Origin of the sequence: Stenotrophomonas sp. PS02298 (genome assembly GCF_029959445.1) — a bacterium.
GTDB lineage: Bacteria > Pseudomonadota > Gammaproteobacteria > Xanthomonadales > Xanthomonadaceae > Stenotrophomonas.
On the sequence record NZ_JASCOR010000118.1, the window covers coordinates 1 to 14,252 of the forward strand.

General features: G+C 64.0%; 14 protein-coding genes and 1 tRNA gene. 14 read left to right on the forward strand and 1 reads right to left on the reverse strand.

The genetic code is table 11. The features are described from left to right. The 14 genes from ftsH to QMX78_RS15625 all read left to right on the forward strand — a co-directional run. A partial coding sequence (gene ftsH, locus QMX78_RS15560) for an ATP-dependent zinc metalloprotease FtsH (protein WP_282271164.1) occupies positions 1–1,695 on the forward strand: 1,695 nt, incomplete at its 5' end. Between the two features lie 115 nt (positions 1,696–1,810). After that, the gene (locus tag QMX78_RS15565; protein ID WP_282271167.1) at positions 1,811–1,999 is read left to right on the forward strand and encodes a hypothetical protein; all 189 of its coding nucleotides are present in this window, start codon (positions 1,811–1,813) and stop codon (positions 1,997–1,999) included. Positions 2,000–2,107: 108 nt separating this feature from the next. Next, the gene (gene folP, locus QMX78_RS15570; protein ID WP_282271168.1) at positions 2,108–3,004 is read left to right on the forward strand and encodes a dihydropteroate synthase; all 897 of its coding nucleotides are present in this window, start codon (positions 2,108–2,110) and stop codon (positions 3,002–3,004) included. Further along, entirely contained in the window at positions 3,004–3,957 is a 954-nt protein-coding gene (miaA, locus tag QMX78_RS15575) for a tRNA (adenosine(37)-N6)-dimethylallyltransferase MiaA (protein WP_282271169.1), read from the forward strand. The genes folP and miaA overlap by 1 nt, the downstream gene beginning before the upstream one ends. A 92-nt stretch (positions 3,958–4,049) precedes the next feature. Next, on the forward strand, positions 4,050–4,337 hold the full coding sequence (hfq, locus tag QMX78_RS15580; protein WP_282271171.1) for an RNA chaperone Hfq: 288 nt from the start codon (positions 4,050–4,052) through the stop codon (positions 4,335–4,337). Positions 4,338–4,351: 14 nt separating this feature from the next. Next, entirely contained in the window at positions 4,352–5,662 is a 1,311-nt protein-coding gene (gene hflX, locus QMX78_RS15585) for a ribosome rescue GTPase HflX (RefSeq protein WP_282271180.1), read from the forward strand. 229 nt (positions 5,663–5,891) lie between these two features. Continuing rightward, positions 5,892–6,386 (forward strand): nicotinamide-nucleotide amidohydrolase family protein, encoded by a 495-nt coding sequence (locus QMX78_RS15590; RefSeq protein WP_282271197.1) that lies wholly within the window; start codon positions 5,892–5,894, stop codon positions 6,384–6,386. 35 nt (positions 6,387–6,421) lie between these two features. Continuing rightward, positions 6,422–8,101: a 2-polyprenylphenol 6-hydroxylase gene (gene ubiB, locus QMX78_RS15595; protein ID WP_282271199.1), complete on the forward strand. Its 1,680-nt coding sequence runs from the start codon at positions 6,422–6,424 to the stop codon at positions 8,099–8,101. A 51-nt stretch (positions 8,102–8,152) separates the two neighbouring features. Continuing rightward, complete coding sequence (lexA, locus tag QMX78_RS15600) at positions 8,153–8,800, forward strand: transcriptional repressor LexA (RefSeq protein WP_282271201.1); 648 nt, start codon at positions 8,153–8,155, stop codon at positions 8,798–8,800. Positions 8,801–9,032: 232 nt separating this feature from the next. Further along, positions 9,033–10,070 (forward strand): recombinase RecA, encoded by a 1,038-nt coding sequence (recA, locus tag QMX78_RS15605; RefSeq protein ID WP_282271203.1) that lies wholly within the window; start codon positions 9,033–9,035, stop codon positions 10,068–10,070. Positions 10,071–10,267: 197 nt separating this feature from the next. Further along, the gene (recX, locus tag QMX78_RS15610) at positions 10,268–10,750 is read left to right on the forward strand and encodes a recombination regulator RecX (protein WP_282271210.1); all 483 of its coding nucleotides are present in this window, start codon (positions 10,268–10,270) and stop codon (positions 10,748–10,750) included. Positions 10,751–10,859: 109 nt separating this feature from the next. Further along, on the forward strand, positions 10,860–13,511 hold the full coding sequence (gene alaS, locus QMX78_RS15615) for an alanine--tRNA ligase (protein ID WP_282271205.1): 2,652 nt from the start codon (positions 10,860–10,862) through the stop codon (positions 13,509–13,511). A gap of 139 nt (positions 13,512–13,650) precedes the next feature. Then, positions 13,651–13,854, forward strand: coding sequence for a carbon storage regulator CsrA (gene csrA / locus QMX78_RS15620; RefSeq protein ID WP_057628248.1), 204 nt, complete (start codon positions 13,651–13,653; stop codon positions 13,852–13,854). Positions 13,855–13,930: 76 nt separating this feature from the next. After that, positions 13,931–14,023, forward strand: a tRNA-Ser gene (locus QMX78_RS15625). Here the strand turns inward: QMX78_RS15625 and QMX78_RS15630 are convergent. Next, on the reverse strand, positions 14,013–14,252 hold a 240-nt coding region (locus QMX78_RS15630; protein WP_282271208.1), incomplete at its 5' end, for a hypothetical protein. The genes QMX78_RS15625 and QMX78_RS15630 overlap by 11 nt on opposite strands.

Here is a 14,252-nt window from a genome sequence, read left to right on the forward strand (position 1 = left end):
GGTGCGTTGTACGCACCGGCCGACCCGAAGCTGCTGGACCAGCTGTATTCCAAGAACGTTGAAGTTGCCCGTCAGGAACCGGCTGGCCCGAGTTTCTGGGGCATCGTGCTGCAGTTCCTGCCGATCCTGCTGCTGATCGGCTTCTGGATCTTCATGATGCGCCAGATGCAGGGCGGTGGCGGCGGTGCCAAGGGCGCGATGTCCTTCGGTAAATCCCGCGCCAAGCTGCAGGGCGAAGACCAGATCAAGGTCACCTTTGCCGACGTTGCGGGCTGCGACGAAGCCAAGGAAGAAGTTGGCGAGCTGGTCGAGTTCCTGCGTGATCCCTCCAGGTTCACCAAGCTGGGCGGCAAGATCCCGCGCGGCGTGCTGATGGTGGGGCCGCCGGGTACCGGCAAGACCTTGCTTGCCCGCGCCATTGCGGGCGAGGCCAAGGTCCCGTTCTTCGCGATCTCCGGTTCGGACTTCGTCGAGATGTTCGTCGGCGTCGGCGCCAGCCGCGTGCGCGACATGTTCGAGCAGGCCAAGAAGCATGCGCCGTGCATCATCTTCATCGACGAAATCGATGCCGTTGGCCGTCACCGCGGCTCCGGCACCGGCGGTGGCCACGACGAGCGCGAGCAGACCCTGAACCAGATGCTGGTCGAGATGGACGGCTTTGAAGGCGGCGAAGGCGTGATCGTGATCGCTGCCACCAACCGTCCGGACGTGCTGGACAAGGCGCTGCTGCGTCCGGGCCGTTTTGACCGCCAGGTCATGGTCGGTCTGCCGGACATCAAGGGCCGTGAGCAGATCCTGCGCGTGCACCTGCGCAAGGTGCCAGCCGCCGATGACGTGCGTCCGGAAGTGCTGGCGCGCGGTACCCCGGGCTTCTCCGGTGCCGATCTGGCCAACCTGATCAATGAAGGCGCCCTGTTTGCGGCTCGTCGCAACAAGCAGGAAGTCGACATGAAGGACTTCGAGGACGCCAAGGACAAGATCTACATGGGTCCTGAGCGCCGCAGCATGGTGATGCGTGAGGAAGAGCGTCGTAACACCGCTTATCACGAGTCCGGCCACGCTGTTGTCGCGATGTCGCTGCCCAAGGCCGACCCGGTGCACAAGGTCACCATCATGCCGCGCGGTTGGGCGCTGGGCCTGACCTGGCAGCTGCCGGAGCACGACCACATCAGCAAGTACAAGGAGCGCATGCTCGAAGAGCTGGCGATCCTGTTCGGCGGCCGCATCGCCGAGGAGATCTTCGTCGGCGAGATGTCGACTGGCGCCTCCAACGACTTCGAGCGTGCGACCAAGCTGGCCCGAGCCATGGTCACCAAGTACGGCATGTCCGATGTGCTGGGCATCATGGTCTACGCCGATGAAGAAGGCGGCTATGGCATGCACAGCAAGACCATTTCCGAGGCCACCCAGCAGAAGGTGGACGCGGAGATCCGTCGCATCCTCGACGAGCAGTACAACGTTGCTTACCGGATCCTGGACGAGAAGCGCCAGATCGTGGAGGCAATGACCGCTGCGCTGCTGGACTGGGAAACCATCGACGCCGAGCAGGTCAAGGCGATCATGGAAGGTCGCAAGCCGTCGCCGCCCGCAGGTTGGGTGGACAAGGGCGGCAACAACGACCGTGCCGACGACGGCAAGGGCGGCGATGCCCCGCAGCCGGTGACGCCGATCACCGATCCTGCCGGCCAGCACTGAGCCGACAGCAGCATCAATGCAAACAGAACGGGCCGGTTTTCCGGCCCGTTTTTTATGCGCCAGCCGTCGTGCTGGGCGAGAATAGCGGCACTTTGGTTTTCCCTGGTTGTGTCCCATGAATGATTCCACGCCGCCGCCCAAGGCACCCTCGGCCAACGTGCCGGAGATGATCATCGCCACCGTGGCAGGTGTCGGTTTCGGGGTGAAGACCAACAACTTCCTCGCCGGTATCTTCATCGGCGTGGTGCTGGGCGTGATCCTGAGCCTGATTGGTAGCCGTATCCGCGCCCGTAACAAGGACTGATCGCTGGCATTGTGCTGTCATCTGTTGGTCGAGAGTGTGCCGCCGGCTTCGCTGGCGCGCCGTTGCGGTGGCTTAAACTAGGCGCTGTTGCAGTCCGCCGGAGCGCCCATGTTTGATGTTTTCCCCACCCTGGAATGTGGCGACCGTACGCTGCGGCTGGATCGGCCGCAGGTGATGGGCATCGTCAACGTCACCCCGGATTCGTTTTCCGACGGTGGCCAGCATGCAGACACCGCTGCTGCCGTCGCGCATGCCTTGGCGCTGGTCGAGCAGGGGGCGCATCTGCTGGACATCGGTGGTGAATCCACCCGTCCGGGTGCAAGCCCCGTGTCGGTGCAGGAGGAGATTGACCGCGTCGTGCCGGTAATCGAGGCTTTGCTTCCACGGGTCGCCGTGCCGCTGAGTGTGGATACCTTCAAGCCGGAAGTGATGCGCGCCGCGCTGGCGGCAGGCGCCCACATGATCAATGACGTGCAGGCATTGCGGCAGCCTGGCGCGCTGGAGGTGGTGGCTGCATCCAGGGCAGCAGTGGTGCTGATGCACGCAGCAGGCGGCCCTTACGATGCAGGCCTCGCCCAGGCCTATGTTGATATAGCTGGTGATGTGCAGCGATTCCTCGCCGAGCGCGTTTTCTCCGCGGAAATGGCTGGTATCGGACGCAAGCGCCTGCTGCTTGATCCGGGCTACGGGTTCAACAAGGACACCGCGCAGAACTTTGCCTTGCTGGCGGCGCAGGATCGCTTGAATGATCTGGGCGTGCCCGTGCTGGCAGGCTTCTCGCGCAAGCGCTGCATTGGTGATGTCACCGGGCGGGCGGTGGCTGCCGAGCGCGTGGCCGGTTCGCTGGCCGCGCATCTGCTGGCGGTGCAGAAGGGAGCGATGATGGTGCGTGTGCACGACGTGGCCGCGACGGTTGATGCACTCAAGGTGCTGGCCGCGTTCGATGCAGTGCCGGCGCCACGCGCCGACAAACCTGCCATGCCACGCTGGCCGGACGAGGATTGATGGGCGTCGATCAACGCCCCTTGGCCATCGCCCTGATGGGGCCGACCGCCTCGGGCAAGACGGCCGCGGCCATCGCGCTGGCCAAAGCCTATGACGGTGAGATCGTCAGCGTCGATTCGGCGCTGGTCTACCGTGGCCTGGACATTGGCGCGGCCAAGCCTGACGCCGCCGAGCAGGATGGCATCCGCCATCACCTGCTGGACCTGCGCGACCCCTGGCAGACCTATTCGGCGGCCGAGTTCTCCACTGACGCCACCGAGGCCGTGCGTGACATCGTTGCGCGCGGCAAGTTGCCGATCCTGGCTGGCGGTACCGGGCTGTATTTCCGTGCATTGCTGCAGGGGTTGTCGCCGATGCCGGAAGCCGATCCGGTGATACGCGTAGCGATTGCTGCCGAGGCCGAGATATGTGGCTGGCCGGCCCTGCATGCACAGTTGGCGCAAGTCGACCCGGTCGCAGCGGCGCGCATCCATGCCACCGACCCGCAACGCATCCAGCGGGCGCTGGAGGTGTACCGGCTGACCGGCAAGCCGATCAGCTATTGGCAAGGCCTGCCAGGCATCGCGCGCCTGCCCGCGCGGGTGCTGAAGCTGGTGCTGGCTCCGGCCGACCGTGCGGTACTGCATCAGCGCATCGAGCGGCGCTTCGACCTGATGCTGGAGCGTGGTTTCCTGGAGGAAGTGCGGGCGTTGCGGGCCTTGCCACAGATGGCAGCGGTGGCCGCACCCTTGGACCTGCCGGCGGTACGCGCGGTCGGTTACCGGCAGGCCTGGCAATACCTGGACGGGCTGGGCACGTCCGCCGAGTTCCGCGACAAGGGGGTGTTCGCCACCCGCCAGCTGGCCAAGCGTCAGCTCACCTGGCTGCGCGGCGAGCTGGATGCCCGCTGGTTCGACCCGGTTCGGGACATGTCCGGTGTGCAGAACGCGGTTTCCCGCTTTCTGCAAGGCTGAGCGAGCGCGCGGCGGTGTACCATCAGGGTTCCGGACGGGCAGGGGATGCCGCCATCGGTCCGGTCCATAAAAACAATAACGAGGAGTAGACGATGTCCAAGGGGCAGTCTTTGCAGGATCCGTTTCTGAATGCGTTGCGCCGCGAGCGCGTGCCGGTTTCGGTCTACCTGGTAAATGGCATCAAATTGCAGGGCACGATCGAGTCGTTCGACCAGTTCGTGGTGCTCCTGCGCAATACCGTCAGCCAGATGGTCTACAAGCACGCCATTTCCACCGTGGTGCCGGCGCGCAATGTGCGCGTGGGGCCGGGTGGCGGCTATGTGCAATCGGGCGACGGAAGTCAGGCAGCTGATGACGATATCGACAACGACAACGAATAAGCAGGTGGCGGCGCATGTTTGACCGCTCTAAAAAGGGCGAACATGCGCTGTTGATCCAGCCGCATGTTGGCCGGCTGGAAGAAGATGTACTGGAGGAATTCACCGATCTGGCGCGCTCGGCCGGGGCAAGTGTTGCCGCGACCATCACTGCGCGCATGGACAGGCCGAACCCCTCCACGCTGATCGGCAGCGGCAAGCTGGAAGAGGTGAAGGCTGCGGCCGATGCCACTGGCGCGGATCTGGTGCTGGTCAACCATCAACTCAGTCCGGTGCAGGAGCGCAATCTTGAGCGCTACCTGGAACGGCGGGTCATTGATCGTACTGGCCTGATCCTGGATATCTTCGCCCAGCGTGCGCACAGCCATGAAGGCAAGTTGCAGGTGGAGCTTGCCCAGCTGCGGCATATCGCCACGCGGCTGGTCCGCGGCTGGACCCACCTTGAGCGCCAGCGCGGCGGTTCCATCGGCCTGCGTGGCCCGGGTGAAACCCAGCTGGAAACCGACCGCCGCCTGCTGCAGAAGCGGGTGGAGCAGCTGCAGAAGCGGCTGGAGAAGGTCGAGGTGCAGCGCACCCAGATGCGTCGCGCGCGCGTGCGCAGCGAAATGCCGCGTATCGCCTTGGTCGGCTACACCAATGCCGGCAAGTCCACCTTGTTCAATGCCTTGACCGGCGCCGGTGCCTACGCCGCAGACCTGCTGTTTGCGACGCTTGACCCCACCGTGCGGCGCATCACCTTGCCCGGTGGCAATGCGATGCTGGCCGACACCGTCGGTTTCGTGCGCGACCTGCCACATGACCTGGTGGCGGCGTTCCGCTCTACCTTGTCCGAAGCGCGTGAGGCTGATTTCCTGCTGCATCTGGTCGACGCCGCTGATCCGCTGCGCGAGGAACGTATCGCCCAGGTCGATGAAGTATTGGAGGCCGTCGGTGCGGGTGACCTGCCGCAGCTGCTGGTGTTCAACAAGATCGATCGCATCGAAGGTGCTGAAGTGCGCCACGACGCGCAGGATGGCGTGCCGGATGAATCACGGCGCGAGCGGGTATGGGTTTCCGCGCGTGATGGCCGTGGGCTGGAACTGCTGCAATCGGTGTTGGGCAAGCGTCTGGGCCTGCAGCATGTCACTGGCCAGATCCGTCTGCCGCCAAGTGCTGGCCGCCTGCGCGCACGCCTGCACCAGTTGGAGGTCATCCGCAGTGAGCAGGCTGATGAAGAAGGTTGGCTGATTGACGTGGATATCCCGATTGCCGAAGCCGAGAAGCTGGCGGCGAGCGAAGACGGCGCGGTGATCCGGCCTTTGCTGCCGGAAAAACTGCCTGAATGGTGATTCGGGCGGGAAGAGACAGCCGGCCTCGTGCCGGCTGTTTTGTTTTGTAGGAGCGGCGTCAGCCGCGAAGCAGATGCGTCATCAGATGGCACAGCTGCCAGCCACTTCAGCATCATCAGCTTCGCGGCTTACGCCGCTCCTACAACTCCCGCAACTGGGCTGTGCCCTGACACGATGGTCTCATCTGCGGTAAAACGTAAGGGTTCTCCTCCCAGCCCCCTTTACCGCAATGTCCAATCCAACCGATGCCGACCTCAATGCCCTGGCCGCCGCACTCGGCGAGCGCCTGCAGCAGGCCTCGCTGCAGCTGGTGACCGCGGAGAGCTGCAGTGGCGGCTGGATCGCCAAGAGCATGACCGATATCGCCGGCTCCTCTGCGTTCTTCGACTGCGGCATGGTGGTCTACAGCTATGAAGCCAAGCAGCGCCTGCTCGGCGTCCGCGCGCAGACCTTGGAGCAGTTTGGTGCGGTCAGTCGCGAAACCGTGCTGGAAATGGTGGCCGGCGCGCTGATCAATTCCGGCGCAGGTGTGGCGGTGGCGGTGACCGGCATCGCCGGCCCCGGCGGCGGCAGTCCGGACAAGCCGGTCGGCAGCGTCTGGATTGGCTGGAAGCGCCGCGGCGGCTATGCGCGCGCGCAGTTGTTCCAGTTCGATGGCGACCGTGATGCGGTACGCAGGCAAACCGTGGATGCAGCATTGCGCGGCATCCACGACCATCTATGACATGCTGGCCCGGCCAGCAACCGGGATGAGTCGCGATGTGGGAAACACTGGGCACGGTCCGTGATCTGGGCCGCTTGCAGGAAATAGCCGCAGTTCTGATCCGCTATGGTTTCGGCGACGTAGTGCGCCGGACCGGGCTGGCCTCGGTGCTGGAGCGCGCGGGTCGGCTGGTGCGTTGGAACGACAGCCAGCAGATGCTGCGGATGACCGCGCCGGTGCGCGTGCGCAGTGCGATGCAGGAACTGGGGCCGACCTTCGTCAAGCTTGGCCAGGTACTGGCCACGCGCGTGGACCTGTTGCCGCCGGAGTGGATCGCCGAGCTGTCCGAGCTGCAGAACGCAGTGCCCGCGCTGCCCTATGCCGCGATCCGCGAGCAGCTGGAGGCCGATCTGGGCGCGCCGCCAGCGCAGGTGTTCGCCTTCCTGGATGAAACCCCGATGGCTGCCGCCTCCTTGGCGCAGGCGCATCGCGCGCGTCTGCACGACGGCCGCGAAGTGGTACTGAAAGTCCGCAGGCCCGGCATCCGCGATGTGGTTGAAGCGGACCTCCGGCTGCTGGCGCGGTTGGCTGAGATCGTCGAGGCGCGACTGCCGGATCTGCGCCGCTATCGGCCGGCGGAAGTGGTGCAACAGTTCACCCAGTCGCTGCGCAGCGAGATGGATTTCGCCGCCGAATGCCGCAATTCCGAGCGCATCGCACGCAACTTCGATGGCCGTGATGACATCCTGATTCCCGGCGTGCACTGGCAATGGACCTGCGAAAGCCTCAACGTGCAGGACTTCGTTGATGGCATTCCCGGCCGCAAGCTGGAGGCCGTCGACGACGCTGGTCTGGATCGTGCAGCGCTGGCCCGGCGTGGCGCCGATATCGTGCTGAAAATGGTGCTGGAAGACGGCTATTTCCATGCCGACCCGCATCCCGGCAATATTTTCTACATGCGCGACGGCCGTATCGGCGTGATCGACTTCGGCATGGTTGGTGCGCTGTCCGAAACGCGTCGTTTCCAGGTCGCGCAGCTGCTGCACGGGCTGGTCGAGCAGGAGCCGCAGGTGGTTGCCGACGTACTGCTGGACTGGGCCGGCGGCGTGGAGGTGGACGAAGGTCGCCTGCAACAGGACATCAGCCAATTCGTCGATCAATACCGCGGCGTGCCGCTGAAGGACCTGCGCATCGGCCTGATGCTTGGCGACATCACCCAGTTGCTGCGCAGCTACAGCCTGACCTTGCCGGCCGACCTGGCGCTGATGATCAAGGCCTTCCTGACCCTGGAAGGCATGGGCCGGCAACTGGATCCGGACTTCGACATGGCCAGTGCGGCGCGCCCATTCCTGGAGCGGGTGGTGCTGCAGCGCTATGCGCCCAAGGCGCTGCTCAAGCGTGGCCGTCGCAGCCTGCAGGGGATGTTGGATCTCGCAGGAGAGTTGCCACGTGATCTGCGCCGGCTGGTGCAGGCAGCGCGGCGCGGGCAGCTGAAGCTGCGCGTGGAAACCACTGCGCTGCAGGGCTTCGGCGACCAGGTGAACCGCGCCGCCAACCGCTTGGTAGTTGGCGTCATTACTGCTGCCTTGATCATTGGCTCGTCGATCGTGATGCACAGCGTAGGTGGGCTTTCCAGCCGCTGGTTCCTGGCGCTGGGCCTGTGCGGCTTCGTGGGTGCAGGCATCTGCGGGGTGTGGATACTGTTCTCGATCTGGCGCAGCGGTCGCCACCACTGATCTTCGTCGAGGGGCTTGCAGATCTTTTTGTTAGTAGTAATACTACTAACCATGAACCTCACCGACACCCAGCAGGCCATCCTCGACTTGATCGCTGAGCGCATCGAAGCCGAGGGCATGCCGCCATCGCAGACCGAGATCGCCCGCGCCTTTGGTTTCAAGGGTGTGCGCTCGGCCCAATACCACCTGGATGCCCTGGAAGCGGCCGGCGCCATCGAGCGCGTCCCCGGCCGTGCGCGCGGCATCCGCCTGGTGCGCCAGGAAGGCGAGGGCGATGCGGAGTCGCAGGTGCCTGCGCAGGCCGCCAACGACGATGTGCTGCGCCTGCCGATCCTGGGCCGGGTTGCTGCTGGCCTGCCGATCGGTGCCGACATCGGTTCGGATGACTACGTGGTGCTGGACAAGGTGTTCTTCTCGCCGGCGCCGGATTACCTGCTGAAAGTGCAGGGCGACTCGATGATCGACGAAGGCATTTTCAATGGTGACCTGATCGGTGTGCACCGCACCCGCGATGCGACCTCTGGGCAGATCGTGGTGGCGCGCATCGACGACGAAATCACGGTCAAGCTGCTGAAGATCGCCAAGGACCGGATCCGACTGCTACCACGCAACCCCGACTACGCACCGATCGAAGTCCTGCCCGACCAGGATTTCTCCATCGAGGGGCTGTATTGCGGCCTGCTGAGGCCAAACCGCTGAAATCTGCAGGTTCGATGCTCGCGGACTTGAGTGCTGCGGAAACCGAATCTGCGCATTTCGCAGCCGCAACTGACTGTTTTCCTTACGTAGGGCGGGCGTTTGGGCTGCTGTCGGTATCCTTGTCGGCCAAATAATTTTGTCGTCTCGGTTGCAGTCTCAGCCTGTGCGATACGACACCCCTACAGTGGACCCCATGACGAAATCAACGAAATCAACCCCGAGGACGAACACGATGGACGAGAACAAGAAGCGCGCACTTACCGCCGCACTGAGTCAGATCGAAAAGCAGTTCGGCAAAGGCTCGGTGATGCGTATGGGCGACCGCGTTGTCGAGCCCGTCGAGATCATCCCCACGGGCTCGTTGATGCTGGATATCGCGCTGGGCATCGGTGGCCTGCCCAAGGGTCGTGTGGTCGAGATCTACGGCCCGGAATCCTCCGGCAAGACCACCCTGACCCTGCAGGCGATTGCCGAATGCCAGAAGCTGGGCGGCACCGCTGCCTTCATCGACGCCGAGCACGCACTGGACCCGATCTACGCCGCCAAGCTGGGCGTCAATGTAGACGACCTGCTGCTGTCGCAGCCGGACACCGGTGAGCAGGCGCTGGAAATCGCCGACATGCTGGTGCGTTCGGGCTCGGTCGACATCGTGGTGGTCGACTCGGTCGCTGCGCTGACCCCGCGTGCTGAAATCGAAGGCGAAATGGGCGATCAGCTGCCGGGCCTGCAGGCCCGCCTGATGAGCCAGGCGCTGCGCAAGCTGACCGGCAACATCAAGCGCTCCAATACGCTGGTCATCTTCATCAACCAGTTGCGCATGAAGATCGGCGTGATGATGCCGGGCCAGAGCCCGGAAACCACCACCGGTGGTAACGCGCTGAAGTTCTACGCCTCGGTGCGCCTGGACATCCGCCGTATCGGTGCGATCAAGAAGGGCGACGAGATCATCGGCAACCAGACCAAGATCAAGGTCGTCAAGAACAAGTTGGCGCCTCCGTTCAAGCAGGTCATCACCGAAATCCTCTATGGCGAAGGCATCTCCCGCGAAGGCGAGCTGATCGACATGGGCGTGGATGCCAAGCTGGTCGACAAGGCCGGTGCCTGGTACAGCTACGGCGAGGAACGCATCGGCCAGGGCAAGGACAACGCCCGCGGCTATCTGCGTGATAACCCGCAGGTTGCAGCCCGCCTCGAGGCCGAGCTGCGCGAGAAGTTCCAACCCACCGAAGCGGCGCGCGAAGAAGGCGACGACGAAGACGGCGAGGAGTGAGTTTCCCGCGGGGGCGGGCGGCGCATCGTCAGTGACGTCGTCCGCTCCTGCGGCATTTTGTCCATGAAGACCCCGCGGCAGGGATGGCGCGGGGTTGGGTATTGCCTCTGGCTGGGCTTGGAGGAATCGGGCTCGCCGGAATCAAGTCGGGCTGGAACGTGCCTGGCTGAAACGAGTGTGGTGGCGTGATGACCGAGATGGATGACCAGCCTGCGGGCAAAACCAAGCGCGGTCGCCAGCAGACGCCGCTGCAACGTGCACTGGGCCTGCTGGTCAGGCGCGAGCACTCGCGCAAGGAGCTCGGTCGCAAGCTCAAGTCGCGCGGCGTGGACCCGGAAGCGGTGGATGCCGCGGTGGCCAAGCTGGCCGAGGATGGCTGGCAGGACGACACCCGTTTTGCCCAATCGTTGGTCCGCAACCGCGCAGCTGGCGGCTATGGGCCGCTGCATATCCGCGCGGAGCTTGGCACCCATGGGCTGGACAGCGAACAGATCGAGGCCGCGATGGCGTCGTTTGAGGGCGATTGGACTGAAAACGCCCGCGACCTGGTATGCCGCCGTTTTGGTGCCAGTGGCCCGGAAGATCTGGCGCAACGGCGCAAAGCCGCGGATCTATTGGCCCGGCGAGGCTTTGACGGCAACTGCATCCGCCAGGCCAGCCGCTACGATCCAGAGGACTGAACAGGACTGGGCGGGCTGGGCCTGATACCCTTTCAGGGTTTCGGTTGTCCCGAATTCCCGCGCCCGCAAAGGCTGCCGGGACCCGCTTGCCAGCTTACCGCCAGTCCCCATGAATACACCTGCCAAATTTACTACCTCCCAGATCCGCGCTGACTTCCTCGAATTCTTCAAGGGCAAAGGCCACACCATCGTGCCGTCGGCACCCTTGGTGCCGGGCAATGACCCGACCCTGCTGTTCACCAACTCGGGCATGGTCCAGTTCAAGGACGTGTTCCTGGGCGCGGAAAAGCGCAGCTATGTGCGCGCAGCCGACGTCCAGCGCTGCCTGCGTGCTGGCGGCAAGCACAACGATCTGGACCAGGTCGGTTACACCGCGCGCCACCACACCTTCTTCGAAATGCTGGGCAACTGGTCGTTCGGCGATTACTTCAAGAAGGACGCCATTGCCTGGGCATGGGAGCTGCTGACCCAGGTCTGGAAGCTGCCGGCCGATCGCCTGTTGGTCACTGTTTACCAGACCGATGACGAGGCCTACGCGCTGTGGCGCGACATGATCGGCATCCCGGAATCGCGCATCGTGCGCATCGGTGACAACAAGGGTGCGCCGTTCGCGTCGGACAATTTCTGGCAGATGGCCGATACCGGTCCCTGCGGTCCCTGCACCGAGATCTTCTATGACCACGGCGACCACATCGCAGGTGGTCCGCCGGGTTCGCCGGATGAAGATGGCGACCGCTTCATCGAAATCTGGAACCTGGTGTTCATGCAGTTCGACCGCCAGCCAGACGGCTCGCTGCAGCCGCTGCCGGCGCCGTGCGTGGACACCGGCATGGGCCTGGAGCGCCTGGCTGCGATCCTGCAGCACGTGCACACCAACTACGAGATCGATCTGTTTCAGGCGCTGATCCGCAAGGCGTCCGAGCTGACTGGCATGGCCGATCTGGAGAACAAGTCGCTGCGGGTCATCGCCGACCACATCCGCGCCTGTTCCTTCCTGATCGTCGATGGCGTGCTGCCGTCCAACGAGGGCCGTGGCTACGTCCTGCGCCGCATCATCCGCCGCGCCCTGCGCCATGGCTGGATGCTGGGCGTGCGCCAGCCGTTCTTCAACAAGCTGGTGCCGACCCTGATCGAACAGATGGGCGAGGCCTACCCGGAACTGCCCGCGCAGGCCGACACCGTCGTGCGCGCACTGCTGGCTGAAGAAGAGCGTTTCGCTGAAACCCTCGATTCGGGCATGAAGATCTTCGATGACGTTGCTGCCAAGGTCAGCGATGGCGTCATTCCGGGCGTCGACGCGTTCCGTCTGTATGACACCTACGGCTTCCCGGTCGACCTGACCGCGGACATCGCCCGCGAACGCGGCATGACCGTGGACATGGCCGGCTTTGATGCCTCGATGGAGCACCAGCGTGAAACCGCGCGTGCGGCCGGCAAGTTCGGCGGTGGCGTGACGCTTTCTGCCGAACTCGTTGCCAGCCTCAGCCCGACGGTGTTCCTCGGCTACGACCGCCTGCAGGCCGATGGTCTGAAGGTTGTCGCGCTGATCAAGGACGGTCGTTCGGTCGACGCCGTGCAGGCGGGCGATGAAGTCATCGTGTTCACCGCGCAGACCCCGTTCTACGCCGAGTCTGGCGGTCAGGTCGGCGATACCGGCGTGCTGTCGGCCAGTGGCGTCACGCTGGCGGTGGGCGACACGCAGAAGTTCGCCGGGCAGTTCCACGGCCATGTCGGCAAGCTGGAGCAGGGCACGTTGAAGATCGGTGATGTGCTGGCCGGTGCGGTTGATGCCGCGCGTCGCAGCGCCACCATCCTCAATCACTCGGCTACCCATCTGTTACACGCAGCCCTGCGCGAAGTGCTGGGCACCCACGTGCAGCAGAAGGGCTCGCTGGTGGCGCCGGATCGCCTGCGTTTCGACTTCTCGCACTTCCAGCCGATCACTGCCGAAGAGCTGGCGGTCATCGAGCGCAAGGTCAACGAACAGGTACGTGCCAACAACGCTGCCGAAGTGCACAACATGGGCATGCAGGAAGCGCTGGATTTCGGTGCGATGGCACTGTTCGGCGAGAAGTACGGCGAGAACGTGCGCGTGCTGAAGATGGGCGAGTACTCCACCGAGCTGTGCGGCGGCACCCATGTTTCGCGGACCGGCGATATCGGCCTGTTCAAGATCACCTCCGAGGGCGGTGTGTCCTCGGGCGTGCGTCGTATCGAGGCGGTGACCGGGCAGGGTGCGCTGGACTATGTGGCTGACGAGGAGGCGCGCCTGCACGAAGCTGCACAGCTGCTCGGCGGCAGTGCTGGCGACGTGGTCGACAAGATCCGCCAGCTGGGTGAGCGCCAGAAGAAGCTGGAGCGCGAACTGGAAGCCCTCAAGGCCAAGGTTGCCTCTGGTGCCACTGCTGATCTCGGCGGCTCGGCGATCGATGTGGCCGGCGTGAAGGTGCTGGCGGTGCGTCTGGAAGGTTTTGATGCCAAGGCGCTGCGCGACGCGATGGATCGCCTGAAGCAGCAGCTGGGCGACGCCATCATCGTGCTGGCCGGTGTGCAGGACGGCAAGGCCGCCCTTGTGGCGGGCGTGAATGGTGCGGCGCTGGGCAAGGTCAAGGCGGGCGAGCTGCTGGCCCACGTTGCGGCCCAGATCGGCGGCAAGGGCGGTGGTCGTCCGGACATGGCCCAGGGTGGCGGTGAGGATGGTCCCAAGCTTGTGGAGGCCCTTGAGGGCGTCCTGGCCTGGGTCAAGCCACATCTGGCCTGAATGTGACAAGTCACGCACCTTGAAGGTGTTCGCGCCCTGACGGTAACATTGGGAGTCTTTTCCCCTTTGTCGTGGGGCGCATAGCTCGAAGCGCGCCAATGCCGGTGGGAAACCCACCGGTTCCATGGAGATTTACACAATGTTGATCCTGACTCGCCGAGTAGGCGAAACCTTGATGATCGGCGACTCGGTCAGCGTGACCGTGCTCGGCGTCAAGGGCAACCAGGTACGTATCGGTATCACCGCGCCGAAGGACGTTGCTGTCCATCGCGAGGAGATTTTTCAGCGTATCCAGCGTGGCGATGAGCCTGCAACTCCCGGAAGTGAAGAAACTTCCGAATAAGGGGTTTACCTTTCACCTCGTTTAACGTTATTCTTCGCGCCCCGCTTAGGAATACACGCAGCGGGGCAAGAGAAACGGAGTGATGCCCGAGTGGCTGAAGGGGCTCCCCTGCTAAGGGAGTATAGGGTTAAAAGCTCTATCGAGGGTTCGAATCCCTCTCACTCCGCCAGTTTCAAAAAAGCCCCTTTATCGGGGCTTTTTTGTGTCTGCAGGTTTTTACTTGCAGTCTCTTTGAGTTTCTCTTTGGGGTTGTCGCGCGTGGTGCGTGCAATGGCGCTGCGCGACTGTGGGGTGTGGCGAGTGAGTGCCGGATGGTCGCGCTGTAGTGCCGAGCCATGCTCGGCAGGAGTCCTCCCGATAATGCCTGTGCCGAGCATGGCTCGGCGCAGTGCTACTTG

Excerpts from the sequence above, each read along its gene's own strand:
- QMX78_RS15590 (WP_282271197.1), top strand. The coding sequence starts at position 5,892 with ATGTCCAATCCAACCGATGCCGACCTCAATGCCCTGGCCGCCGCACTC.
- QMX78_RS15565 (WP_282271167.1), top strand. The coding sequence starts at position 1,811 with ATGAATGATTCCACGCCGCCGCCCAAGGCACCCTCGGCCAACGTGCCG.
- csrA (WP_057628248.1), top strand. The coding sequence starts at position 13,651 with ATGTTGATCCTGACTCGCCGAGTAGGCGAAACCTTGATGATCGGCGAC.
- recX (WP_282271210.1), top strand. The coding sequence starts at position 10,268 with ATGGATGACCAGCCTGCGGGCAAAACCAAGCGCGGTCGCCAGCAGACG.
- ubiB (WP_282271199.1), top strand. The coding sequence starts at position 6,422 with ATGTGGGAAACACTGGGCACGGTCCGTGATCTGGGCCGCTTGCAGGAA.
- lexA (WP_282271201.1), top strand. The coding sequence starts at position 8,153 with ATGAACCTCACCGACACCCAGCAGGCCATCCTCGACTTGATCGCTGAG.
- recA (WP_282271203.1), top strand. The coding sequence starts at position 9,033 with ATGGACGAGAACAAGAAGCGCGCACTTACCGCCGCACTGAGTCAGATC.
- folP (WP_282271168.1), top strand. The coding sequence starts at position 2,108 with ATGTTTGATGTTTTCCCCACCCTGGAATGTGGCGACCGTACGCTGCGG.
- alaS (WP_282271205.1), top strand. The coding sequence starts at position 10,860 with ATGAATACACCTGCCAAATTTACTACCTCCCAGATCCGCGCTGACTTC.
- miaA (WP_282271169.1), top strand. The coding sequence starts at position 3,004 with ATGGGCGTCGATCAACGCCCCTTGGCCATCGCCCTGATGGGGCCGACC.
- hflX (WP_282271180.1), top strand. The coding sequence starts at position 4,352 with ATGTTTGACCGCTCTAAAAAGGGCGAACATGCGCTGTTGATCCAGCCG.
- hfq (WP_282271171.1), top strand. The coding sequence starts at position 4,050 with ATGTCCAAGGGGCAGTCTTTGCAGGATCCGTTTCTGAATGCGTTGCGC.